Source organism: Prevotella sp. S7 MS 2, from assembly GCF_000762865.1.
In the GTDB taxonomy this organism is placed as follows: Bacteria; Bacteroidota; Bacteroidia; order Bacteroidales; family Bacteroidaceae; genus Prevotella.
The window spans coordinates 13,860-35,012 of the sequence record NZ_JRPT01000006.1 but is presented as its reverse complement, the minus strand read 5'-3'; the positions used below and the strand labels follow the sequence as shown (position 1 = coordinate 35,012).

Here is a 21,153-nt window from a genome sequence, read left to right as displayed (position 1 = left end):
TTATGAGTGAGAAGTAGGGGCGTGTTTGAAGCGAGAAATACGTTAATTGCACGTACCCGATACTAGAGATTGGGAGTCATCTAACAAAAAGAGAGCAGGGACATGGTCACCTGCTCTCTCGTATTCATACATATACCGCACTCTATTTCCAACCCGGATTCTGTATCAGATTCTTGTTCAGCGTCAATTCGTTGGTCGGTATCGGATAGAACCAACGTCGGTCGGTATCGGTCCACTTGCGTCCCTTGTCATCGAGAGCTTTGGAAGAAGCATACTGATAAAGGTAGGTAGCACCATCATAGTTAATAACCGGACGCCCATTCTCGCCACCAAAGGTCACATTCTGCTTAGCATAAGTAGTCTTGACTGCGTCTGTTATCTTCAAACCAAACATGGTCTTGGGATTCTCCAACAACTTCATGGCATTCCAACGCTTGAGGTCATCGAGGCGCTGCCCCTCTGCTACCAACTCTATTCTGCGCTCGCGACGAATCTCATAAAGAAGGTTAGACAGGGCATAACCATAAGCGACAGGTTTGGCATCAGCCACCGGATTCACTGTCAAATGAGCCATTTCCACACGGTCGCGAAGTTTGTTGACGGTCTTGTCGAGTACATCTTGGGTACAAGTACCAAGCTCGGCTTTAGCCTCGGCATTGATTAACAAGACTTCAGCATAGCGATATACAAACCAATCGTAAGACGTATTACGAGCCTCGGCTTGCTTGGTATCGGCCGAACGATACTTCACACAGGGATAACCCGTAACGCCACTGTTGGAATTAACGTTGCCAACGTGCGATTCACGGACACCATTCTGTACGGTAAACGGACGATGGACGTTGTCGATAATCTGGTAGATACGTGGGTCGCGATTAGCAAACTCTTTCTCTTGATCGTCGTCGCCTTGGTAGCCTGAACCACTATTATAAATAGGAGTACCGTCTTTCATCAAGAACGATTCCACGAAATCTTTAGACAACCCCATACCATTTTGCGATACCTGACGGCCTGTCTCATGAGTCAACACGCCCGATGCATAATAACGAGCAAGAATTACCTCCTTGTTACCTGTGAGATCTTCTTGTACAAACTGGTTGCCATAATACAGCGGATAACCTTCAAATGCCAACTGTCTGGCGCCATTATCAGTTCCCTTAACAATATCGAATTTACCGGTAGCCATGATAGCATCGGTGACATCGGCAGCTTTCTTGAGAAGCGATTCGGCTGTAAGGTTGCCCGACTGTTTGTGGTATTTCTTATAAGTACCAAAGTAGAGACACACACGAGCCAACTGTGTACGGGCTGCTTCTTTATTCAAACGCCCTTTCTCCTCATTACCTGCTTCAGGCAAATTGGTCACGGCAAACTCCAAGTCTTCAATCACCTTGCCCAATACAAAGTCAGCCTTATCGCGTGCTTTGTACAACTGCTCGGTGTCGGTAGTCGTCAAGTCGGCATCGTACCAAGGCACATCGCCAAACATACGCAGCTTATCATAATAGAGAAGTGCTCTAAAAAATCTCACTTCGGCTACATATTTATTGATTTCGGCTTCTGTCCCGGTGACTGTATGATAACGCTTCAAGAAGTAGTTACAAGAACGAATATCATTCCAATACCATCCATTACCAGAGTTGGCATCGGTAGGTATCGTATATTCATCGAACAAATAGCCCACATAACTATTGGTTACGAAGTTGTCACTAGTATTATCTCCGGTAGCCGTAGGACTACTCAAGTACCCATAAAGACCATTGGCATAAAGCTTCAAGTCGTTGGGCGTGTGCCAATAAGATTCGTCGGTGAACGAGTCGATAGGCGATAAGTCCGTATAGTTGCATGAAGTCAGTATCGTTCCCGAAACGACTGATGCCACAAGGATTATATATTTTAGTTTCATCATTTCAGTATTTGATATTTAAGATTAGAAAGTAAGATTCAATCCAACAGAGATTTTTTTGTTGATAGGATAGGTCATATTGCTCAACGTTTCGGGATCGAACGCCTTAATCAACGGAGTGAATGTAAGCAAATTCTCGCCCTGAACAAATACTCTGAGACGCTGAATACCTACCTTGGAAGTGATGGTACGCGGAATCGTATAGCCGAGAACGATATTCTTCAATCGCACGTAACGGGCATTTTGGAGATAGCGTGAACTTGTCTGGCGGTTACCACCATTACGCCAACTTGGACGTGGGAAGTAAGCATTCGGATTGTCCTTGGTCCAATAATCGAGTGCGGTGGTAAGCGGAGTCTGCCATTCGTCGGTGAATCCCCAGAATGCTGAACCACCCACGGCATAGTCGCGCTTGCCTATACCCTGCCAAAACATATCGAAGTCGAAGCCCTTATACTCCAAACCGGCTGTGATACCAAAGGCATAACGAGGTGTGTTATTACCAATTATCTTACGGTCGCCCGGATCGTCGATAGTATTCTTACCCACATTAATCTTCTTATCGCCGTTCAAATCTTCGTACTTCACGTCGCCGGCCTGCCATTTACCACCATAGAGGTAAGACTGGTCTTGAGAGGCTGCTTCAGCATCTGTCTGGAACAAACCGTTAGAGACGTATCCCCAAATTTCGCCTATCTTGTGGCCAACATAGTAATTGCTAATCAAACCGGTAGGATTGGAGAAGCGCGTAATGGTAGACTGGTAGTCGGAAAGAACAGCCTTGATGTGGTAACTCAAGCCATTCTTCAACTGGTCTTGCCACCCTGCTGAGAGTTCCCAACCCACAGTTTTCAGGTCGGCAGCATTCTCACGAGGAACGGCAGCACCCAAAGTTGCGGGTAGAACCTGACCAGTGGTCAACATATCTTTGGTGTTACGGCGATACCAATCGAAAGAGAGATTGAAGCGATTACGGAACATATTGACATCGAAACCGAAATCTATCTGATTGACAGTCTCCCATGTGAAGGTAGGACTTACAAGCCCCGGAGCCGTAATAGCAACCGGGCGAACCTCGTTCAACAAAATACCATAAGAGCTATTGACACCATACGTAGCCAAATAAGGAAAGTCGCCATCGACCACTTGGTTACCCAGTGAGCCGTAGGAAACGCGAACCTTCAAATTATCCCACCAACTACGGAGCGGTTCCCAGAATTTTTCTTCGGATACACGCCAAGCTGCTGATGCCGAGGGGAAGAAAGAGTAGCGGTTACCTTTAGCAAATTTAGAGGAACCATCGTAACGACCATCGAGTTCCAGCAAGTAACGACCACGATAGTCATAATTGATTCTTGTGAACATACCATTGACCGCCCACTGGCTCTCTTTAGAACTCATACGCATGTCACCGGTCGCTAAATTAAGCGATGGATTCTCTGCATCAATCAGATTAGCGCGCCCTGTATAATGATATCTGGTGTGTTTCTTCTCTTGGTTATAACCCATCATCACCTTAAAATTATGCACATCTTGCAATGAGAAAGAATACTCGGCAAAGGCATTGAAGGCATTGTAGTAATCGTCTTCATTGGCCAAGGTGACACTACTTGGATTAGTCCAAGGATAATAATTCTCTGTTCCGGCAACAGCCGTATAGTCGTAGAAGTTTCTGACATGCTCTTGAGAAGAATATCCATAGTAGTTCCAAGTATAATCGGCATTAATGACCAACCCTTTTATTGGCGTGATTCGCACGGCACCGGTCATCCAAAGGTCGTTATTCCTGTAATTGGCGTTACCACCTTGAGCCTGTAAAGCCACCGGATTGGTATAGCTACCCTGTCCGGCATAGTGCCCATCGGGATGCCTAACCGGCATCAATGGACTCAAGTCGCTCTTCAACATGCCGCTATAAGCCGACAATCCACTGTAAGCAGTAGAGTTCATGGCAGTGGTACCACCGGTTGGATGCAACTCCGTGGTATAAGTATGAGCAATCTTTCCGGATACATTCAACCAAGGAGTAACCTGCGTAGACACATTGATATTGGCGTTGTACTTCTTGTATTGGTCATTGGCTGCCTTGAGAATACCACCCTGATCGTTCATACCGACAGACATATAATAAGTGGTCTTCTCGCTACCACCACTGATATTGGCATTATAAATCTGTGAGAAAGAAGTCTTATAAAGTTCTTTCCACCAGTCGGTGTTACCGCAATACTGATACTTATAAGTAGCATCACCGCCCATAGAGGGATCGAAAAATACCGGAGAGTCGTAATTCCCGTTGAAATAATCATTGGTGTACTTGTAGATTTGCGAAGGATAATAGGCGTTTCCCTCATTGGCAAGATCTTTCATTTTCAGGAAATCTACAGAGTTAATGTTATGCATAGAACGCGCCGGATTCTGCCAATAGCCCGTTGCATTCAATGAAACTGTGGGCTTACCGGAATGTCCTTTCTTGGTAGTAATCAAGATAACGCCATAAGCTGCACGGGCACCATAGATGGCTGCCGAGGCCGCATCCTTTAATACTGAAATGGATTCGATGTCATCCGGATTTACCAAATTGGCATCCATCTGAACATTGTCGACCAATACGAGTGGCCCACCACCATTCAATGACGTGGTACCACGGATGTTGAAAGCCGAGCTAGAACCCGGAGCACCACCCGAATTCATCGTGATATTCAAATTAGGAACCACACCTTGAAGTCCTTGACCGATATTAGTGATGGGGCGATCGGCCAACACCTTGCCATTAACCTGAGCCACGGCACCGGTCAGATTGGCTTTCTTCTGTGTACCATACCCCACAACAACCAACTCTTCGAGCGATTGTGAATCTTCATCCATAACCACTTCCAGATTTGAACCGGCTTTGGCAACCACAGTCTTGGCAGTATATCCCACATAAGTGATGACCAGCGTAGCATTGTCGGGAGCACCGGTTAGGACAAAATTACCATCAATATCGGTCACAGCAGCAGCTGTTCCGCCTTTCACTTTGACAGCTGCCCCTATCAGCGGTTCTCCTTTTGAGTCGACCACGCGACCGGTGATTCTTTTCGTTTGTTGTGTATTGTTGACAGAACGAGTCTGTATTTTCTCACTTTCTATATTGTTCGCAAGAATGGCATCGGCTCCCTTACGAACTTCATAGCGCATATTTTGCGAATGAAGAACGCCCACACGGGTGTTTCCGGCCAACAGATTGTTTTGGTTTTGACCGAATGGCGTAATGACACCGGCCGCACAAAGTGCTAACAAACCATACCTTTTGATTTTGTAATGAAGCATAGTATATTAGGTTTTACATTATTAGATTATAATTAGACTTTAATAATAACAACATGACGCTCTAAGTGTTCATCAATGATATAGCGCATTTTCGCATGCGCTCATAGAATCTTTCTGATGGTATTGACCTCCTTTCCTTGATTAAAAGGTTTGTATCATCGCTGGGAATATTCACTTAAGAAACGTTTTTGAGGGTTATTCCCACCGCTATTATTCTCACTCAATCGTAGCAAAAATAATATTTTCAATTGATACCAACAAATCGTCGAATGTTTTTTTTATGTTTAAAAGCAAAATAGTTACAGACTATCAATAACTAAGAAACAAAAAAGCACCATATAACAATAATATCTAGAAAATATTCAAAAATCAGACTTCCACTATAAGGTAGATAGATTGCTTTTTTCTTTCACTGGCAAGATGAAAAACACGAAATAACGCTCACTTTTCCACGCAAAGTGTTACCTTTGCAACTGAAATAGTGAGCGTTCTTTGGTTATACAAAGCAATGAACTTTCAAGCATATCGCTCATTTCTAAATCGTTACCTATACGACCTGCATTTAATCGCAGAACCTTGTACTTTAAGCACTTAGCCCAGAATCATATTTTTTTAGCGGACAGCAATAAAAAGAAATAAAGAGATGAGACATAGAATAAAAAAGCGCCTCCACTCTTTCGAATGGAAGCGCTTTATTGTTGTAATAATCAGCGTGTGATTATTCTGCTGTCTTGGTTTCTTCTGCTGCAGGCTCTGCCTTAACTTCTTCTGCTACAGGAGCAGCCTCTGTTGCGGTAGCAGTAGACTTGCGACTACGACGTGTCTTCTTAGCTGCTGCAGGAGTTTTTGCCATGTTCTCATCGAAGTCTACGAGTTCGATGAAAGCAATCTCAGCTGCGTCACCCTGACGAGTACCCAACTTGATAACACGTGTATAACCACCGGGACGATCAGCCACCTTTGCAGCTACCTCACCAAACAATGCCTTCACAACTTCCTTATTTTGTAAATAGCGGAAAACTACACGACGAGAGTTTGTGCTATCATCCTTTGAACGGGTGATAAGGGGTTCTACATACTTCTTCAAGGCCTTAGCCTTAGCAAGGGTCGTAGTGATTCTTTTGTGCATAATCAAAGAGATAGCCATATTTGCGAGCATGGCATCACGATGAGATGCAGTACGACCTAGGTGGTTGAATTTTTTATTATGTCTCATTTTTGTTTTTTACTTTGATGGATGGAATTTAGAAATTATATTGTTCTAGTCTATTTATTAACTTGTCAACTAGCTCTGTTATGAGCTTATTACTCGTCAACTCAGAAACTAAAGAACTCAAAACTGTCTTTATTCCTTATCCAGTTTATACTTTGTGATGTCGGTTCCAAATGACAGATTCAGACCTTCGAGCAAATCATCAAGCTCAGAAAGCGATTTCTTACCAAAGTTGCGGAACTTCAAGAGGTCGGTCTTGTTGTACTGTACCAAGTCGCCGAGCGTCTCAACATCAGCTGCTTTCAAGCAGTTAAGAGCACGAACACTAAGGTTCATATCAATCAACTTTGTCTTGAGAAGCTGGCGCATGTGAAGAACTTCTTCGTCGAACTCTTGGTTACCATCTTGATCAGGATTTTCCAAAGTAATCTTCTCATCAGAGAAGAGCATGAAATGGTAAATCAAAATCTTAGCGGCCTCTTTCAGTGCATCCTTAGGAGATATGGAACCATCTGTTGTAACTTCGATAACCAGTTTATCATAGTCGGTCTTTTGTTCAACACGATATGGCTCAACTGAATACTTTACGTTACGAATTGGGGTGTAGATAGAATCTATAGGAAGGACGTTGACGTCTGTACAGAACTCACGATTCTCGTCAGCCGGCACATAGCCACGCCCCTTGTTAACAGTAAGATCTATCTGCATTGAAGCTTTGACATCTAAATGACAAATCACCAAATCAGGGTTTAACACTTCAAATCCAGTCAGATACTTGCCTATATCTCCTGCCTTGAACTCGGTTGAATTCTCAACAGTGATACTAACTTTCTCGTTCTCGAATTCTTCTACTACTTGCTTGAATCTTACTTGTTTCAAATTCAAGATAATGTTGGTAACATCCTCCTTGACACCCGGTACCGAAGAGAACTCATGCTCAACACCAGCGATACGGATGGTATTGATAGCATAGCCTTCGAGGGATGAAAGAAGAATGCGGCGCAAAGAGTTACCAATGGTAACTCCGAAGCCCGGCTCTAAAGGACGGAATTCAAACTTTCCGAACTTATCATCAGCCTCCAGCATTACAACTTTATCAGGTTTTTGAAATGCTAATATCGCCATTAATTTAATGATTTATTTAGAGTACAACTCAACGATTAACTGTTCCTTAATATTCTCTGGAATGTCAGCACGCTCCGGCTTGTGCAGGAACTTACCACTCTTTGTATTATCATCCCACTCCATCCATGGATATTTGCTGTGGTTGAAACCAGCAAGAGCTGCTTCGATAACTTCGAGTGACTTAGACTTCTCACGAACACCAATAACTTGACCCGGTGCTACAGCGTAAGAGGGAATATTTACTACCTGACCGTCAACAACGATATGTTTGTGACCAACCAACTGACGTGCAGCAGCACGAGTAGGAGCGATTCCCAAACGGAACACTACGTTGTCGAGACGGCTCTCCAAGTTTTGGAGCAGAACCTCACCGGTAATACCCTCAGCCTTAGCTGCCTTATCAAACATATTACGGAACTGACGCTCAAGTACTCCATAAGTGTACTTGGCTTTTTGCTTCTCTGCCAACATGACACCGTACTCAGAAACTTTTCTGCGACGGTTGTTGCCATGCTGTCCAGGAGGGAAGTTTCTCTTGGACAAAACTTTGTCAGCGCCGAAGATGGGTTCACCAAATCGACGTGCAATCTTAGATTTCGGACCTATGTATCTAGCCATAAAATAAAAATATGCTTATAATTTAATTGTATCTGTGATAGTGCAATCTTCTCAAGAAGGATTAGACCTTACGACGCTTGGGAGGACGGCAACCGTTGTGTGGTAATGGAGTAACATCGACAATCTCTGTCACTTCGATACCTGCACCATGTACGGCGCGGATAGCTGATTCACGTCCATTACCCGGACCTTTAACGTATGCCTTCACCTTGCGTAGACCCAAATCGAAAGCTACTTTCGCACAATCCTCACCTGCCATCTGAGCAGCATAAGGAGTATTCTTCTTTGAGCCACGGAATCCCATCTTACCAGCAGAAGACCAAGAGATAACCTGACCCTCGCTATTTGCTAAAGACACAATGATATTATTGAAAGAGCTGTGCACATGGAGCTGGCCGATAGCGTCAACTCTTACATTTCTTTTCTTAGATGTTGCTTTTGTTTTTGCCATAATCTTTTTTAGTTTTGAGTTTTAAGTTTTTGAGTTTTTGAGTTTAGCTTATGAAGCAATCGACAAAAAAACTAAAGAACCGAAAACTAAATTTTACTTAGTAGCTTTCTTCTTGTTAGCAACAGTCTTCTTCTTTCCCTTACGGGTACGTGCATTATTCTTGGTGCTCTGACCACGAACAGGAAGACCATTACGATGACGAACTCCACGATAGCAACCAATATCCATCAGTCGCTTGATATTCATCTGGATCTCAGAACGGAGATCACCTTCTACTTTGAATTCAGCGCCGATAATTTCACGGATACTAGCTGCCTGATCATCAGTCCATTCGCTGACCTTCAGGTCGCGGCTTACGCCGGCTTTATCCAATATCTTTGCTGAACTACTTCGACCGATACCATAGATATAGGTCAATGCGATTTCGCCACGCTTATTCTGGGGCAAATCTACTCCAACAATTCTTATTGCCATTCTTAATTGAATAAAAATAAATTAATAAAATCTGATTTCTTGCTAAAGAGTTTGCAAAGTTAAAGATAAAATTGTATATCTTTTTACTTTTACAATACTTTAACATTAACCCTGACGCAACTTGTACTTAGGGTTTTTCTTGTTGATAACGAACAAACGACCTTTACGACGAACGATTTTGCAGTCGGGTGTACGCTTCTTTAATGATGCTCTTGTCTTCATATCTTGAAATATTACTTGTATCTGAAAACTATTCTGCCCTTTGTCAGGTCGTAGGGACTCATCTCTACTTTAACCTTGTCTCCGGGAAGGATTTTAATGTAATGCATTCTCATCTTACCTGAGATATGCGCTATAATCTGAACCCCGTTTTCAAGTTCCACACGGAACATTGCATTGGAAAGACTTTCCAAAATGGTTCCGTCCTGTTCGATAGCGGATTGTTTTGCCATAACTAATTTAAATCTCTTTCAAAATGTTCAATATCTTCGAACGTTGATAAAATCTCTGCTTTGCCCTTACAAATTGCAATTGTGTGCTCGAAATGAGCTGCCGGCTTACGATCAAGAGTCATAATTCCCCATCGATCGGGCAACAGCCCTATATGTCGATCACCCTGAGTAATCATGGGCTCTATCGCAATACACATCCCTGCTTTCAGCAAGATACCGGAACCACGAGAACCATAGTTTGGAATTGAAGGGTGTTCATGCATTTCCTTTCCAATTCCATGCCCAGTCAATTCCCTGACAACTCCATATCCTTGGGTTTCACAATAATGTTGAACAGCATATCCAATGTCTCCCACTCTATTCCCAGCAACTGCTTGTTCGATACCCAAATAAAGAGACTCCTTTGTAATCTTTAGCAATTGTTTAGTCTCTTCTACAACCTCACCTACACAAAAAGTATAGGCAGAGTCTCCATTGTATCCATCAAGTAACGTGCCACAGTCTATTGATATAATGTCACCATCTTTCAATATAGTTTGCTCATTGGGAATCCCATGAACAACAACCTCATTCACCGAAGTGCAGATAGAGGCGGGAAAAGGCTCTCCATAAGGATTAGGAAAGTTCTTGAACGTAGGGACAGCCCCATGGTCTCTAATGAACTCTTCTGCAATCTTATCCAAATGGAGAGTCGTTACACCCGGCTTGATATGTTTTGCTAATTCCGCAAGCGTCTCCCCGACGAGTCGGTTTGCCTTGCGCATCAGTTCTATTTCATCATCCGTTTTCAGAGATATCTTCATCTTACAGCTTAGTATGCTGAGACACCTCCGTTATTGCGCGTATGCCCAGAATTCAACAATCCATCATAGTGACGCATCATCAAGTGGCTTTCAATCTGCTGTAGCGTATCAATAACCACACCGACAAGAATCAATAATGATGTTCCTCCGAAGAACTGAGAAAACGCATTCTGAACATTCAACAGTCCAGCAAGAGCTGGCATGACGGCAATGAACGCAATGAATAATGAACCCGGCAAAGTAATACGAGACATTATGGTGTCTATATAATCAGCGGTTTCCTTTCCGGGTCTGATTCCCGGAATGAATCCATTGTTACGCTTCATATCCTCAGCCATCTGGGTTGGATTCAATGTAATAGCCGTGTAGAAATATGTAAATGCGATGATTAAAGTCACATAAATGATATTGTACAACAAGCTGTGGTTGTCCATCAAAGAACTGATAACCCAAGAAGTACTTTCAGACTGATACTGAACAATAGCCAAAGGGATGAACATCAGTGCCTGAGCAAAGATGATAGGCATCACATTAGCTGCGAAAAGTTTCAGAGGAATATACTGACGAGCACCACCATATTGTTTGTTTCCTACAAGACGCTTTGCATACTGAACAGGAACCTTACGAGTTCCTTGAACCAACAGAAGAGATGCACATACCACAAAATACAGTATCAACAGCTCAACAATGAACATTACTAGACCACCACCAGAGATAGCAGTGAATCTAGAGCCGATTTCCTGTACGAATGCCTGTGGCAAACGTGCAATGATACCGAGCATAATAATCAAAGAGATACCGTTTCCGACACCTTTATCCGTGATACGCTCACCCAACCAGAGGATAAACATACTGCCTGCTGCCAATATAATTGTGGCAGGAATCATAAAGACGGTCCAAGAGATGCCGGAAGCCAAAGCTTGGCTTGCCTGCATCTTTAGATTCAACAGGTAAGACGGTGCTTGGAATAGCAGGATAGCTACTGTAAGCACACGTGTATACCAGTTAATTTTCTTATGACCGCTTTCACCTTCACGCTGCATCTTCTGGAAATAAGGAACAGCGACAGCAAGCAGCTGCATAACAATAGAAGCTGAGATGTAGGGCATGATTCCAAGTGCAAAGATAGATGCATTGGAAAATGCTCCACCAGAGAACATGTCCAAAAGTGACATAAGGCCACCTGAGGTTTGCGACTGAAGTTTGTCCAACATAGCCGGATTGATACCGGGAAGTACAACGAACGACCCAAAACGGTAGATAGCCGTAAACAGAAGAGTGATAAGGAGTCGCTGACGCAAGTCCTCCACCTTCCAACAGTTCTTTAGTGTCTCAATAAACTTTTTCATTTGTTAGATTATAGTTGCGTTACCACCAACTGCCTTGATAGCTTCTTCGGCAGTCTTAGAGAAAGCATTTGCTTCAACTTCAATTTTAGCCTTCAACTCGCCATTACCCAAAATTTTAACGAGTTCCTTACCATTGGTAAGTCCTGCTTCTTTGAGTTCTGCGATTCCAATCTTTGCCAGATTCTTGCTCTCAGCAATCTTCTGAAGAGTAGACAAGTTCACTGCCAAATATTCCTTATGGTTGATATTCTTGAAACCAGCCTTCGGAACACGACGCTGTAGTGGCATCTGACCACCTTCGAAACCAATCTTTCTCTTATAACCAGAACGAGCCTTAGCACCCTTGTGACCACGGGTAGAAGTTCCACCAAGTCCAGAACCGGTACCACGACCGATTCGACGACGAGAATGAGTAGAACCCTCTGCTGGTTTCAAATTATTTAATTTCATAATCGATTCGATATTAAAGATTCATTATTCAACTACGGTTACCAGGTGATGCACCTTGCGGATCATACCACGGATGCTAGGGGTATCTTCAACCTCTACAATCTGAGAGATTTTACGAAGTCCTAAAGCCAAGAGGGTACGCTTCTGGTCAACTGGATAACCAATCTTACTTTTAATCTGCTTGATCTTAATTGTTGCCATTGTCTTTCCTATTAACCATTAAACACCTTTTGCATGCTGATACCACGTGCACCTGCAATTGTATAGGCATCGCGCATCTGGCTTAAAGCTAGAATTGTAGCCTTTACAAGGTTATGAGGATTTGATGAACCCTTAGATTTTGCAAGAACATCTGTAACACCTGCTGATTCCAGTACGGCACGCATAGCACCTCCTGCAACCATTCCTGTACCGGCAGCAGCCGGACGCAAGAATACTTGAGCTCCGCCAAATGAGACCTCAATCTCATGAGGAACGGTTCCATTAAGTACAGGAACTTTTACAAGGTTCTTCTTTGCAGATTCTACGCCTTTAGCGATAGCAGTAGTTACCTCACCGGCTTTGCCGAGGCCCCAGCCGATAACACCTTTGCCATCACCAACAACGACGATAGCAGCGAATGTGAATGTACGACCACCCTTAGTAACCTTGGTTACACGGTTGATAGCAACCAGATGATCCTTCAATTCTACGTCACTATTTACTTTTACTTTATTCATTGCCATAATCGTTTAAAATTTAAGACCACCCTTACGTGCACCATCTGCCAATTCCTTGACACGGCCATGATAAAGATAGCCATTACGGTCGAACACTACAGACTCTATACCTGCAGCTTTAGCCTTTTCGGCAACCAGCTCACCTACTTTAGCAGCCTGCTCGCACTTAGCCATTTTCTCAAGACCTAATGAAGAAGCAGCAGCAAGAGTTGTACCTGTCAAATCGTCAATAACCTGAGCGTAGATTTGCTTGTTAGAGCGGAATACGCTAAGACGAGGACGCTCAGCTGTTCCGTTTACTCTTTTACGAACACGGAACTTTATCTTAATTCGTCTTTCAACTTTCTTTGTTGTCATAATCGTAAATAATTAAAATTACTTAGCTGAAGCTGTCTTACCAGACTTTCTGCGAATAACCTCGCCTTGGAAAAGGATACCCTTACCCTTGTAAGGTTCAGGCATACGGAAAGAACGAATCTTTGCACAGATAAGTCCTAACAACTGCTTATCACAAGTTTCCAAAATAAGAAGTGGATTCTGGTTTCTTTCAGACTTTGTCTCAACCTTCACCTCAGAAGGCAATTCAATAAAGATAGGGTGTGTATAACCCAATGACAACTCAATCAAGTTGCCTTGGTTAGAAACACGGTAACCTACACCTACCAGTTCCAAAACTTTCTTGTAACCCTCGCTTACACCAACAATCATGTTGTTTACCAACGAACGGTATAGACCATGGAAAGCCTGTTTCTGCTTAACATCTACAGAGCTATTCTCATCAATATCGAAAATTATCTGGCCATTCTCATTTGTAAACTTGATAGAAGGATCAATCTGCTGCGAAAGTTCACCTTTAGGGCCTTTAACAGATACTACATTTGTCTTCTCATCGAAATTAACAGTAACTCCAGCGGGAATACTAATTGGCAATTTTCCTATTCTTGACATATAAAATCCTCCAATTAATAAATGTAGCAAAGAACTTCACCGCCAATTTTCAAACCAGCAGCCTCTTTGTCTGTCATAACACCTTTGGATGTAGATAAGATAGCAATACCTAATCCGTTAATAACTCTCGGCATATCCTTGTATCCCGTATATTTACGGAGACCAGGAGTTGATACACGCTTCAAACTCTTGATAGCGCTCTCTTTTGTTGTTGGGTTGTACTTAAGAGCAACCTTAATAGAACCCTGAGGCCCATCCTCTATGAACTTATAGTTCAGGATGTAACCCTTCTCGAAGAGAATCTTTGTGATTTCTTTCTTCAAGTTAGACGCAGGTACTTCAACCACACGGTGGTGAGCCATAATGGCATTTCTGAGTCTAGTCAGATAATCTGCTATTGGATCTGTCATATTATATAAAAGTTTAATTGATCGGGACCTTCCCGACAATATTAAATAATCTTGTTTTGAACGAACTAAATCGTTTAAGGATTACCAGCTTGCTTTCTTCACTCCGGGAATCAAACCTGCTGAAGCCATCTCACGGAACTGAATACGAGAGAGACCGAACTGACGAATATATCCTTTTGGACGTCCAGTCACCTTGCAACGGTTATGAAGACGGATAGGGTTTGCATTCTTTGGAATAGCCTGAAGCTTACGAGCTGCCTCATAAGCTTCTGCATAATCCTCAGAAGTAGCTATAATCTTTTTCAGAGCTGCGCGCTTTTCAGCATAACGAGCAACAAGTTTTGCACGCTTTACCTCGCGAGCTTTCATTGATTCTTTTGCCATATTGCTTAATCCTTTTTAGCGTTCTTGAATGGAAGACCAAATGCCTTAAGAAGAGCATAGCCCTCCTCATCGGTTTTAGCTGAGGTCACGAATGTAATATTCATACCCTGAATACGATCAATCTCATCGAGGTTGATTTCTGGGAAGATAATCTGTTCTGTGATACCCAATGTATAGTTACCACGACCATCAAACTTGCTCTCAATACCCTTAAAGTCACGGATACGAGGAAGAGCGACGCGAACAAGCTTCTCCAAGAACTCATACATACGCTCGCGACGAAGAGTTACCATCACACCGATAGGCATCTTCTTACGAAGTTTGAAGTTGGCGATATCCTTCTTAGAATATGTTGCCACAGCCTTCTGACCAGTAATTGCAGTAATCTCATTGACAGCTACGTCAACAATCTTCTTGTCTTGTGTAGCATCGCCAAGTCCTTGGTTGATAACAATCTTCTTCAGTACAGGAATCTGCATTGCTGAAGAATAGTTGAATTGCTTCTGAAGTTCAGGAGCGATAGTCTCTTTATAGACATTCTTTAACTGTGCTGTATCCATTACTTAATTTCCTCCCCTGACTTTTTAGCGATGCGAACTTTCTTTCCATCCTCTGTAACCTTAACACCAACACGAGTAGGCTTGCCACTCTTAGGGTCTATCAAGCTCAGATTAGAGATATGGATAGGAGCTTCTTGCTTAACAATTCCTCCTTGAGGATTTTTTGCTGAAGGCTTCGCGCTCTTAGAAACAAGATTACGGCCTTCAACGATGGCACGATTCTCGTCTACCAAGACCTTAAGAACCTTCCCTGATTTACCCTTATCCTTGCGATCTCCAGCAAGTACGATAACGGTATCGCCTTTCTTTATATGTAATTTATTCATTACTCTACTCATTAAAAATTAAAGAACTTCAGGTGCCAAAGAAACCACTTTCATATTCACTGCACGCAACTCACGAGCTACCGGACCAAAGATACGGCTACCGCGGAGTTCACCGGCGTTGTTCAAAAGCACGCATGCATTATCGTCAAAACGAATATAAGAACCGTCGGCACGACGAATCTCCTTCTTTGTGCGTACGATCAAAGCCTTAGATACTGCACCCTTTTTCAAATCACTTGATGGGATAACGTTCTTGACAGAAACGACAATCACGTCACCAACACTTGCATAACGACGGCCGGTACCACCGAGAACACGGATGCAAAGAGCCTCACGTGCACCGCTGTTATCACATACTGTAAGTCTTGATTCTGCTTGTATCATAATTACTTAGCTTTTTCAACAATTTGTACTAATCTCCATCTCTTTGTTCTTGACAAAGGACGAGTTTCCATGATGAGTACGGTATCGCCTACATTGGCCTCGTTCTTTTCATCATGAGCATGGTATTTCTTTGTCTTCTGGACAAACTTACCATATATCGGGTGCTTCTCCTTGAACTTAGCAGCGATAACAATGGTTTTATCCATTTTGTTGCTGACAACGACACCCTGTCTTACTTTTCTTAAATTTCTTGTTTCCATCTGGACCATTGTTATTTATTAAGTTCTCTCTGATGAAGTTCGGTCTCAATACGCGCGATATCACGACGAGCAACCTTAATCTGTGATGGATTTTCAAGAGGAGCAATCGCATGATTCAACTTCATCTGCTGAAGCTTGGCACGGGTAGCTTCCAATTTCTCAACCAATTCCTTGGTTTCGAGTTCTCTTACTTCTTTAATCTTCATAGCTTAAGCGTTTTTATCGTAATCACGTCTAACAATAAACTTAGTCTTCACAGGTAGTTTCTGTGCAGCAAGACGAAGAGCCTCTTTGGCAATGTCAAAACTTACACCTTCAACTTCGAAGAGGATGCGACCGGGAGTTACCGGTGCTACCCATCCTGCTGGATCACCTTTACCTTTACCCATACGGACATCAGCAGGCTTACGAGTAATAGGCTTGTCCGGGAAAATACGAATCCAAACCTGCCCCTGACGATTCATGTAGCGGTTCAAGGCTACACGAGCAGCTTCTATCTGACGGCTATCTATCCATTTTGGTTCAAGAGTCTTGATACCAAAAGAACCGAAAGCCAGTTGTGTCCCTCTGTGGGCGTTGCCTTTATTGCCACGTCCATCTTGAGGCCTTCTATATTTTACTCTTTTTGGCTGTAACATGATAGCTTCTACTTTTAACGGTTATTGTTTCTCTTGCGATTACCGCGACCACCCTGACGAGCGCCACCATTCTGACGGCCAGCACTCTGCTTCTCCTGTGTGAAGTTAGGTGTCAAGTCTTTCTTTCCGTAAACTTCTCCACGGCAAATCCAAACCTTTATACCCAGCAGACCCACCTTTGTGAGCGCCTCGGTCTGACAATAATCGATGTCTGCACGGAATGTATGGAGTGGAGTACGTCCTTCCTTAAACATTTCCTTACGAGCCATTTCAGCTCCGTTCAGACGACCAGTAATTTGAACTTTAATACCTTCTGCACCAGCGCGCATTGTATTTTGAACTGCCATCTTGATGGCACGACGATAAGAAATCTTTCCCTCTACTTGACGAGCGATGTTGTAACCTACAATGTTAGCGTCCAACTCAGGTTTCTTAACCTCAAAGATGTTGATTTGAATATCTTTCTTATAAAGTTTCTTCAACTCCTCTTTGAGCTTGTCTACATCCTGTCCACCCTTACCGATGACGATACCCGGACGAGCAGTACAAATAGTGATGGTGACGAGCTTCAAAGTACGTTCAATGACAATACGAGAAAGGCTAGCTTTAGCCAAGCGCTCGTTCAGATACTTACGGATTTTCATATCCTCTACGAGGCTGTCTCCGAAGTCCTTGCCACCAAACCAATTTGATTCCCAACCACGGATAATACCAAGACGGTTGCTTATTGGATTAACTTTCTGTCCCATTCTATTTATTATTTTTCGTCGTTAGTTTTGGCATCAACAAACAATGTCACGTGATTAGAGCGCTTGCGGATTCTATAACCACGACCCTGAGGTGCAGGGCGCATACGCTTCATAGTAACACCTTCATCTACGAAGATTTTGCTGATATAGAGTTCACCGTCTTCAGCCTTGCGGTCATTCTTAGTCTCCCAGTTAGCGATAGCTGAGCGCAGCAATTTCTCAATGTCTGCAGCAGCCTGCTTTTTAGAGAACTTCAGTACTCCGAGGGCGCGATTCACTTCCATACCACGAACCATGTCTACCACGTAGCGCATCTTTCGGGGAGATGAGGGGACGCCATTGAGCTTAGCGAAGTACAGATTTTTGCGAGCTTCTTTATTTCTTTCAGCTGCTATATGTTTTCTTGCTCCCATTATTATTTCTAATTTTTAAATGGATTAAACCCGCTTACTTCTTGTTGTTACCTGAGTGACCACCGAAGCGACGTGTCGGAGAAAATTCGCCGAGCTTGTGTCCTACCATGTTCTCAGTAATGTAAACAGGGATAAATTTGTTTCCGTTATGAACTGCAACAGTGTGTCCCACGAAATCGGGGGAAATCATTGATGCTCTGGCCCATGTCTTTACGACATTCTTTTTACCACTCTCATTCATGGCGAGAATTTTCTTCTCGAGTGATACGTTGATATATGGACCTTTTTTTAATGAACGACTCATAATTTACTCTTAGTTAACTTAATTATTTATTAGCCCTTTCAATAATATACTTGTTAGAGAGCTTCTTAGGTGCACGAGTCTTGAGACCCTTAGCGTACAAGCCCTTACGTGAACGTGGGTGACCACCACTCTGGCGACCTTCACCACCACCCATTGGGTGATCAACAGGGTTCATAACAACACCACGGTTGTGAGGACGACGACCCAACCAGCGTGAGCGCCCAGCCTTACCAGACTGCTCCAATGCGTGATCGGAGTTACCTACACTACCTACAGTAGCCTTACAAGCAGAGAGGACTTTACGAGTCTCTCCAGAAGGGAGCTTGATTACACAATAACTACCCTCACGAGAAGTCAACTGAGCAAAATTACCAGCCGAACGAACGAGCAAAGCACCCTGACCCGGACGTAACTCAATATTATGAATTACAGTACCCACGGGGATGTTTGCCAAAGGCAGAGAGTTACCAACCTCAGGAGCAGCTTCTGCACCTGACATCAAGGTTGTACCCACTTGCAGTCCATTGGGAGCAATAATGTAACGTTTTTCACCATCAGCATAGTACAACAAAGCGATACGAGCCGAACGGTTCGGATCGTATTCGATTGTCTTTACTACAGCTGGAACACCATCTTTCTCTCGCTTGAAATCGATCAAACGATACTTACGCTTATGGCCACCGCCAATGTAGCGTACGGTCATCTTACCGGTGTTGTTTCGACCACCGGTAGAACGCTTACCGTAAACGAGAGACTTCTCTGGCACGGATGCAGTAATATCCTCGAACGTGCCAATAACTTTGTGTCTTTGACCCGGAGTAACGGGCTTTAATTTACGTACTGCCATTTTTTATTTAAATATTGCTGTAAAAATCAATTGTGTCGCCTTCTTTCAACGTAACGACTGCCTTCTTGAATGCGTTCTTCTGTCCTTTCACAAGACCGGCCTTGGTATAACGACTTTGGCGCTTACCAGCATAACGAGCGGTATTCACATCCACTACTTTCACATTGTACTGACCTTCGACCTCGTTCTTGATTTGGAGCTTGTTTGCCTCAGGGCGCACGATAAAACCGAAACGGTTCGGACGCTTCTCTGTAATTTTGGTCATCTTCTCGGTGACCAGAGGTTTTACAATAAATGCCATAATTTACTTCTCCTTGATTACTTTGTTAAGATCTCGTCGATGGTCTTCAGTGAATTCTCAGTAATGACTACAACATCTGCATTCAAAACTTTATAGGCATTGAGTGTAGACGCGAGCATAACTTCAGAACGCTGCAAGTTACGAGCTGACAAATATACATTTTTATCTACTTCTGGCAAAAGAACGAGTGTCTTCTTACCGTCAACTTTGATATTTTTAGCAAAGTTTACGAAATCTTTTGTCTTTGGAGCATCAAAATTGAAGTCCTCAACAACAACAATCGCATTATCTTGAGCCTTGTAAGACAAAGCAGATTTACGAGCAAGAGCCTTTACTTGCTTGTTCAATTTGAAACGATAGTCACGTGGCTTAGGACCGAATACACGACCACCACCAACAAGTACAGGTGAGTTGATATCACCGCGACGAGCACCGCCACCACCTTTCTGACGTCCCAACTTACGGGTAGAACCACTAACTTCACTTCTCTCTTTCGACTTAGCGGTACCCTGACGCTGATTAGCGAGATACTGCTTTACATCAAGATAAAGCACGTGATCGTTAGGTTCAATTCCGAAGATAGATTCGTTTAACGTAACCTTTCTCCCGGTCTCCTGACCATTGATATTTAATACGCTAACTTCCATTATTTCTCTATTAATACGGTTGAACCTTTGCATCCAGCGAATGAACCTTTTACAATGATAAGATTCTGCTCTGGAATTACCTTTAACACTTTGAGGTTCTGAGTAGTAACTCTGTCGCCTCCCATTTGGCCGCCCATGCGCATACCCTTAAATACCTTTGCAGGGTAAGAACAAGCACCAATAGAACCCGGCTTACGAGCGCGGTCATCCTGACCGTGAGTACTCTGGCCTACACCACCAAATCCATGGCGTTTAACAACTCCCTGGAAACCTTTACCTTTAGATGTACCGACCACGTCAACGAATTCTGCTCCGTTGAACAGTTCAACCGTAATGGTGTCGCCGAGGTTGTATTCCTCGTCAAACTTGAACTCGGCCAAGTGCTTCTTCGGTGTTGTGCCAGCTTTCTTAAAGATTCCTTTCATAGGCTGAGAAGTACGAGACTCCTTAGCTTCTGCGAAACCTAACTGAACAGCCTTGTAACCATCTTTTTCTACGGTCTTAACCTGGGTTACAACACAAGGACCAGCTTCGATAACAGTGCACGGTACATTCTTACCGTCGACACTGAAAACGGATGTCATTCCGATTTTTCTTCCAATTAATCCTGGCATTTCAATTTTTATTTTAAAATGATTTATGAGTTTGTAGACTTAGGAGAACCTTTATCTCTCGAATTATCGACAAATCATCCAGCTACATCCCAGCCTGTCAACCTTTCTTATACCTTAATCTCTACTTCTACACCACTAGGCAACTCAAGTTTCATCAAAGCATCAACAGTTTTAGCTGTAGAGCTATAGATATCGATAAGACGCTTAAAGTCCTGTAATTGGAACTGTTCACGAGCTTTCTTATTAACGAAAGTACTACGGTTTACAGTATAGATACGCTTGCGTGTTGGCAATGGAATAGGACCACTCACGATAGCACCGGTAGCCTTAACGGCCTTAACAATCTTCTCTGCTGACTTGTCTACCAACATGTGGTCGTAAGACTTCAGCTTAATTCTGATTTTCTGACTCATTTCTTTAAATGATAATTGTTGTTATTATTAGGAAGAGAGATACATTGCTTAAGAGTCATTCGCTAAGCAACGTCTCTCCTCACCTA

Annotated in this window: 32 protein-coding genes; all 32 read right to left on the bottom strand. The window is 43.1% G+C overall.

Annotated features, from left to right (window positions below; translation table 11 throughout):
* Positions 1–142: 142 nt before the first annotated feature.
* The 32 genes from HMPREF0671_RS02645 to rpsJ all read right to left on the bottom strand — a co-directional run bounded on the left by HMPREF0671_RS02645 (position 143) and on the right by rpsJ (position 21,067).
* A complete protein-coding gene (locus tag HMPREF0671_RS02645) occupies positions 143–1,906 on the bottom strand; it encodes a RagB/SusD family nutrient uptake outer membrane protein (protein WP_036896576.1) in 1,764 nt (587 codons plus the stop codon).
* A gap of 24 nt (positions 1,907–1,930) precedes the next feature.
* The gene (locus tag HMPREF0671_RS02640; protein ID WP_231725603.1) at positions 1,931–5,215 is read right to left on the bottom strand and encodes a TonB-dependent receptor; all 3,285 of its coding nucleotides are present in this window, start codon (positions 5,213–5,215) and stop codon (positions 1,931–1,933) included.
* Between the two features lie 718 nt (positions 5,216–5,933).
* The gene (gene rplQ / locus HMPREF0671_RS02635) at positions 5,934–6,431 is read right to left on the bottom strand and encodes a 50S ribosomal protein L17 (protein WP_036896572.1); all 498 of its coding nucleotides are present in this window, start codon (positions 6,429–6,431) and stop codon (positions 5,934–5,936) included.
* Positions 6,432–6,560: 129 nt separating this feature from the next.
* Entirely contained in the window at positions 6,561–7,553 is a 993-nt protein-coding gene (locus HMPREF0671_RS02630; protein ID WP_036896571.1) for a DNA-directed RNA polymerase subunit alpha, read from the bottom strand.
* A 12-nt stretch (positions 7,554–7,565) separates the two neighbouring features.
* Positions 7,566–8,171: a 30S ribosomal protein S4 gene (rpsD, locus tag HMPREF0671_RS02625; RefSeq protein WP_036896570.1), complete on the bottom strand. Its 606-nt coding sequence runs from the start codon at positions 8,169–8,171 to the stop codon at positions 7,566–7,568.
* 61 nt (positions 8,172–8,232) lie between these two features.
* Complete coding sequence (gene rpsK / locus HMPREF0671_RS02620) at positions 8,233–8,622, bottom strand: 30S ribosomal protein S11 (RefSeq protein ID WP_036896569.1); 390 nt, start codon at positions 8,620–8,622, stop codon at positions 8,233–8,235.
* Between the two features lie 93 nt (positions 8,623–8,715).
* A complete protein-coding gene (gene rpsM, locus HMPREF0671_RS02615; RefSeq protein WP_036896568.1) occupies positions 8,716–9,096 on the bottom strand; it encodes a 30S ribosomal protein S13 in 381 nt (126 codons plus the stop codon).
* Positions 9,097–9,201: 105 nt separating this feature from the next.
* Entirely contained in the window at positions 9,202–9,318 is a 117-nt protein-coding gene (rpmJ, locus tag HMPREF0671_RS11910; protein ID WP_006950529.1) for a 50S ribosomal protein L36, read from the bottom strand.
* An 11-nt stretch (positions 9,319–9,329) separates the two neighbouring features.
* Positions 9,330–9,548: a translation initiation factor IF-1 gene (gene infA / locus HMPREF0671_RS02610; RefSeq protein ID WP_036896567.1), complete on the bottom strand. Its 219-nt coding sequence runs from the start codon at positions 9,546–9,548 to the stop codon at positions 9,330–9,332.
* 2 nt (positions 9,549–9,550) lie between these two features.
* Positions 9,551–10,351: a type I methionyl aminopeptidase gene (gene map / locus HMPREF0671_RS02605; protein ID WP_036896566.1), complete on the bottom strand. Its 801-nt coding sequence runs from the start codon at positions 10,349–10,351 to the stop codon at positions 9,551–9,553.
* A gap of 8 nt (positions 10,352–10,359) precedes the next feature.
* Positions 10,360–11,700 (bottom strand): preprotein translocase subunit SecY, encoded by a 1,341-nt coding sequence (gene secY, locus HMPREF0671_RS02600; RefSeq protein WP_036896565.1) that lies wholly within the window; start codon positions 11,698–11,700, stop codon positions 10,360–10,362.
* Between the two features lie 3 nt (positions 11,701–11,703).
* Positions 11,704–12,150 (bottom strand): 50S ribosomal protein L15, encoded by a 447-nt coding sequence (gene rplO, locus HMPREF0671_RS02595; RefSeq protein ID WP_036896564.1) that lies wholly within the window; start codon positions 12,148–12,150, stop codon positions 11,704–11,706.
* A 24-nt stretch (positions 12,151–12,174) separates the two neighbouring features.
* Positions 12,175–12,351 (bottom strand): 50S ribosomal protein L30, encoded by a 177-nt coding sequence (gene rpmD, locus HMPREF0671_RS02590; protein ID WP_036896563.1) that lies wholly within the window; start codon positions 12,349–12,351, stop codon positions 12,175–12,177.
* Between the two features lie 11 nt (positions 12,352–12,362).
* On the bottom strand, positions 12,363–12,875 hold the full coding sequence (gene rpsE / locus HMPREF0671_RS02585) for a 30S ribosomal protein S5 (protein WP_036896562.1): 513 nt from the start codon (positions 12,873–12,875) through the stop codon (positions 12,363–12,365).
* A gap of 6 nt (positions 12,876–12,881) precedes the next feature.
* Positions 12,882–13,226 (bottom strand): 50S ribosomal protein L18, encoded by a 345-nt coding sequence (rplR, locus tag HMPREF0671_RS02580; protein ID WP_036896561.1) that lies wholly within the window; start codon positions 13,224–13,226, stop codon positions 12,882–12,884.
* A gap of 18 nt (positions 13,227–13,244) precedes the next feature.
* Complete coding sequence (gene rplF / locus HMPREF0671_RS02575; RefSeq protein ID WP_036896560.1) at positions 13,245–13,817, bottom strand: 50S ribosomal protein L6; 573 nt, start codon at positions 13,815–13,817, stop codon at positions 13,245–13,247.
* Positions 13,818–13,831: 14 nt separating this feature from the next.
* Positions 13,832–14,227 carry a 30S ribosomal protein S8 gene (rpsH, locus tag HMPREF0671_RS02570; protein WP_036896559.1) on the bottom strand — a complete coding sequence of 132 codons (396 nt, stop codon included), beginning with the start codon at positions 14,225–14,227 and terminating at the stop codon, positions 13,832–13,834.
* An 81-nt stretch (positions 14,228–14,308) separates the two neighbouring features.
* A complete protein-coding gene (rpsN, locus tag HMPREF0671_RS02565) occupies positions 14,309–14,611 on the bottom strand; it encodes a 30S ribosomal protein S14 (protein ID WP_036896558.1) in 303 nt (100 codons plus the stop codon).
* 5 nt (positions 14,612–14,616) lie between these two features.
* Complete coding sequence (gene rplE / locus HMPREF0671_RS02560) at positions 14,617–15,171, bottom strand: 50S ribosomal protein L5 (protein ID WP_036896557.1); 555 nt, start codon at positions 15,169–15,171, stop codon at positions 14,617–14,619.
* A complete protein-coding gene (gene rplX, locus HMPREF0671_RS02555) occupies positions 15,171–15,497 on the bottom strand; it encodes a 50S ribosomal protein L24 (RefSeq protein WP_036896574.1) in 327 nt (108 codons plus the stop codon). Before rplX ends, rplE begins: the two co-directional genes overlap by 1 nt.
* 18 nt (positions 15,498–15,515) lie before the next feature.
* Positions 15,516–15,881 carry a 50S ribosomal protein L14 gene (gene rplN / locus HMPREF0671_RS02550; protein WP_004369535.1) on the bottom strand — a complete coding sequence of 122 codons (366 nt, stop codon included), beginning with the start codon at positions 15,879–15,881 and terminating at the stop codon, positions 15,516–15,518.
* A gap of 2 nt (positions 15,882–15,883) precedes the next feature.
* Positions 15,884–16,150 (bottom strand): 30S ribosomal protein S17, encoded by a 267-nt coding sequence (rpsQ, locus tag HMPREF0671_RS02545; RefSeq protein WP_036896556.1) that lies wholly within the window; start codon positions 16,148–16,150, stop codon positions 15,884–15,886.
* Between the two features lie 2 nt (positions 16,151–16,152).
* Positions 16,153–16,347 carry a 50S ribosomal protein L29 gene (rpmC, locus tag HMPREF0671_RS02540; protein ID WP_036896555.1) on the bottom strand — a complete coding sequence of 65 codons (195 nt, stop codon included), beginning with the start codon at positions 16,345–16,347 and terminating at the stop codon, positions 16,153–16,155.
* Positions 16,348–16,350: 3 nt separating this feature from the next.
* Entirely contained in the window at positions 16,351–16,779 is a 429-nt protein-coding gene (gene rplP / locus HMPREF0671_RS02535) for a 50S ribosomal protein L16 (protein ID WP_036896554.1), read from the bottom strand.
* A 14-nt stretch (positions 16,780–16,793) separates the two neighbouring features.
* A complete protein-coding gene (gene rpsC / locus HMPREF0671_RS02530) occupies positions 16,794–17,528 on the bottom strand; it encodes a 30S ribosomal protein S3 (protein ID WP_036896552.1) in 735 nt (244 codons plus the stop codon).
* Between the two features lie 8 nt (positions 17,529–17,536).
* A complete protein-coding gene (rplV, locus tag HMPREF0671_RS02525) occupies positions 17,537–17,941 on the bottom strand; it encodes a 50S ribosomal protein L22 (protein ID WP_036896550.1) in 405 nt (134 codons plus the stop codon).
* 34 nt (positions 17,942–17,975) lie between these two features.
* On the bottom strand, positions 17,976–18,245 hold the full coding sequence (gene rpsS, locus HMPREF0671_RS02520) for a 30S ribosomal protein S19 (RefSeq protein ID WP_036893606.1): 270 nt from the start codon (positions 18,243–18,245) through the stop codon (positions 17,976–17,978).
* 22 nt (positions 18,246–18,267) lie between these two features.
* Complete coding sequence (gene rplB, locus HMPREF0671_RS02515; protein ID WP_036896549.1) at positions 18,268–19,092, bottom strand: 50S ribosomal protein L2; 825 nt, start codon at positions 19,090–19,092, stop codon at positions 18,268–18,270.
* Between the two features lie 7 nt (positions 19,093–19,099).
* Positions 19,100–19,393, bottom strand: a complete 294-nt coding sequence (gene rplW / locus HMPREF0671_RS02510; RefSeq protein WP_036896548.1) for a 50S ribosomal protein L23 — start codon at positions 19,391–19,393, stop codon at positions 19,100–19,102.
* A gap of 17 nt (positions 19,394–19,410) precedes the next feature.
* Complete coding sequence (rplD, locus tag HMPREF0671_RS02505) at positions 19,411–20,040, bottom strand: 50S ribosomal protein L4 (protein WP_036896573.1); 630 nt, start codon at positions 20,038–20,040, stop codon at positions 19,411–19,413.
* Positions 20,040–20,654: a 50S ribosomal protein L3 gene (gene rplC / locus HMPREF0671_RS02500; protein WP_036896547.1), complete on the bottom strand. Its 615-nt coding sequence runs from the start codon at positions 20,652–20,654 to the stop codon at positions 20,040–20,042. Before rplC ends, rplD begins: the two co-directional genes overlap by 1 nt.
* A gap of 107 nt (positions 20,655–20,761) precedes the next feature.
* Positions 20,762–21,067 (bottom strand): 30S ribosomal protein S10, encoded by a 306-nt coding sequence (gene rpsJ / locus HMPREF0671_RS02495; protein WP_036896546.1) that lies wholly within the window; start codon positions 21,065–21,067, stop codon positions 20,762–20,764.
* Between the last annotated feature and the right edge of the window lie 86 nt (positions 21,068–21,153).

What these genes read in the sequence shown, in the direction of transcription:
- HMPREF0671_RS02645 (WP_036896576.1), bottom strand. Translation starts at nt 1,906, where the DNA reads ATGAAACTAAAATATATAATCCTTGTGGCATCAGTCGTTTCGGGAACG.
- HMPREF0671_RS02640 (WP_231725603.1), bottom strand. Translation starts at nt 5,215, where the DNA reads ATGCTTCATTACAAAATCAAAAGGTATGGTTTGTTAGCACTTTGTGCG.
- rplQ (WP_036896572.1), bottom strand. Translation starts at nt 6,431, where the DNA reads ATGAGACATAATAAAAAATTCAACCACCTAGGTCGTACTGCATCTCAT.
- HMPREF0671_RS02630 (WP_036896571.1), bottom strand. Translation starts at nt 7,553, where the DNA reads ATGGCGATATTAGCATTTCAAAAACCTGATAAAGTTGTAATGCTGGAG.
- rpsD (WP_036896570.1), bottom strand. Translation starts at nt 8,171, where the DNA reads ATGGCTAGATACATAGGTCCGAAATCTAAGATTGCACGTCGATTTGGT.
- rpsK (WP_036896569.1), bottom strand. Translation starts at nt 8,622, where the DNA reads ATGGCAAAAACAAAAGCAACATCTAAGAAAAGAAATGTAAGAGTTGAC.
- rpsM (WP_036896568.1), bottom strand. Translation starts at nt 9,096, where the DNA reads ATGGCAATAAGAATTGTTGGAGTAGATTTGCCCCAGAATAAGCGTGGC.
- rpmJ (WP_006950529.1), bottom strand. Translation starts at nt 9,318, where the DNA reads ATGAAGACAAGAGCATCATTAAAGAAGCGTACACCCGACTGCAAAATC.
- infA (WP_036896567.1), bottom strand. Translation starts at nt 9,548, where the DNA reads ATGGCAAAACAATCCGCTATCGAACAGGACGGAACCATTTTGGAAAGT.
- map (WP_036896566.1), bottom strand. Translation starts at nt 10,351, where the DNA reads ATGAAGATATCTCTGAAAACGGATGATGAAATAGAACTGATGCGCAAG.
- secY (WP_036896565.1), bottom strand. Translation starts at nt 11,700, where the DNA reads ATGAAAAAGTTTATTGAGACACTAAAGAACTGTTGGAAGGTGGAGGAC.
- rplO (WP_036896564.1), bottom strand. Translation starts at nt 12,150, where the DNA reads ATGAAATTAAATAATTTGAAACCAGCAGAGGGTTCTACTCATTCTCGT.
- rpmD (WP_036896563.1), bottom strand. Translation starts at nt 12,351, where the DNA reads ATGGCAACAATTAAGATCAAGCAGATTAAAAGTAAGATTGGTTATCCA.
- rpsE (WP_036896562.1), bottom strand. Translation starts at nt 12,875, where the DNA reads ATGGCAATGAATAAAGTAAAAGTAAATAGTGACGTAGAATTGAAGGAT.
- rplR (WP_036896561.1), bottom strand. Translation starts at nt 13,226, where the DNA reads ATGACAACAAAGAAAGTTGAAAGACGAATTAAGATAAAGTTCCGTGTT.
- rplF (WP_036896560.1), bottom strand. Translation starts at nt 13,817, where the DNA reads ATGTCAAGAATAGGAAAATTGCCAATTAGTATTCCCGCTGGAGTTACT.
- rpsH (WP_036896559.1), bottom strand. Translation starts at nt 14,227, where the DNA reads ATGACAGATCCAATAGCAGATTATCTGACTAGACTCAGAAATGCCATT.
- rpsN (WP_036896558.1), bottom strand. Translation starts at nt 14,611, where the DNA reads ATGGCAAAAGAATCAATGAAAGCTCGCGAGGTAAAGCGTGCAAAACTT.
- rplE (WP_036896557.1), bottom strand. Translation starts at nt 15,171, where the DNA reads ATGGATACAGCACAGTTAAAGAATGTCTATAAAGAGACTATCGCTCCT.
- rplX (WP_036896574.1), bottom strand. Translation starts at nt 15,497, where the DNA reads ATGAATAAATTACATATAAAGAAAGGCGATACCGTTATCGTACTTGCT.
- rplN (WP_004369535.1), bottom strand. Translation starts at nt 15,881, where the DNA reads ATGATACAAGCAGAATCAAGACTTACAGTATGTGATAACAGCGGTGCA.
- rpsQ (WP_036896556.1), bottom strand. Translation starts at nt 16,150, where the DNA reads ATGGTCCAGATGGAAACAAGAAATTTAAGAAAAGTAAGACAGGGTGTC.
- rpmC (WP_036896555.1), bottom strand. Translation starts at nt 16,347, where the DNA reads ATGAAGATTAAAGAAGTAAGAGAACTCGAAACCAAGGAATTGGTTGAG.
- rplP (WP_036896554.1), bottom strand. Translation starts at nt 16,779, where the DNA reads ATGTTACAGCCAAAAAGAGTAAAATATAGAAGGCCTCAAGATGGACGT.
- rpsC (WP_036896552.1), bottom strand. Translation starts at nt 17,528, where the DNA reads ATGGGACAGAAAGTTAATCCAATAAGCAACCGTCTTGGTATTATCCGT.
- rplV (WP_036896550.1), bottom strand. Translation starts at nt 17,941, where the DNA reads ATGGGAGCAAGAAAACATATAGCAGCTGAAAGAAATAAAGAAGCTCGC.
- rpsS (WP_036893606.1), bottom strand. Translation starts at nt 18,245, where the DNA reads ATGAGTCGTTCATTAAAAAAAGGTCCATATATCAACGTATCACTCGAG.
- rplB (WP_036896549.1), bottom strand. Translation starts at nt 19,092, where the DNA reads ATGGCAGTACGTAAATTAAAGCCCGTTACTCCGGGTCAAAGACACAAA.
- rplW (WP_036896548.1), bottom strand. Translation starts at nt 19,393, where the DNA reads ATGGCATTTATTGTAAAACCTCTGGTCACCGAGAAGATGACCAAAATT.
- rplD (WP_036896573.1), bottom strand. Translation starts at nt 20,040, where the DNA reads ATGGAAGTTAGCGTATTAAATATCAATGGTCAGGAGACCGGGAGAAAG.
- rplC (WP_036896547.1), bottom strand. Translation starts at nt 20,654, where the DNA reads ATGCCAGGATTAATTGGAAGAAAAATCGGAATGACATCCGTTTTCAGT.
- rpsJ (WP_036896546.1), bottom strand. Translation starts at nt 21,067, where the DNA reads ATGAGTCAGAAAATCAGAATTAAGCTGAAGTCTTACGACCACATGTTG.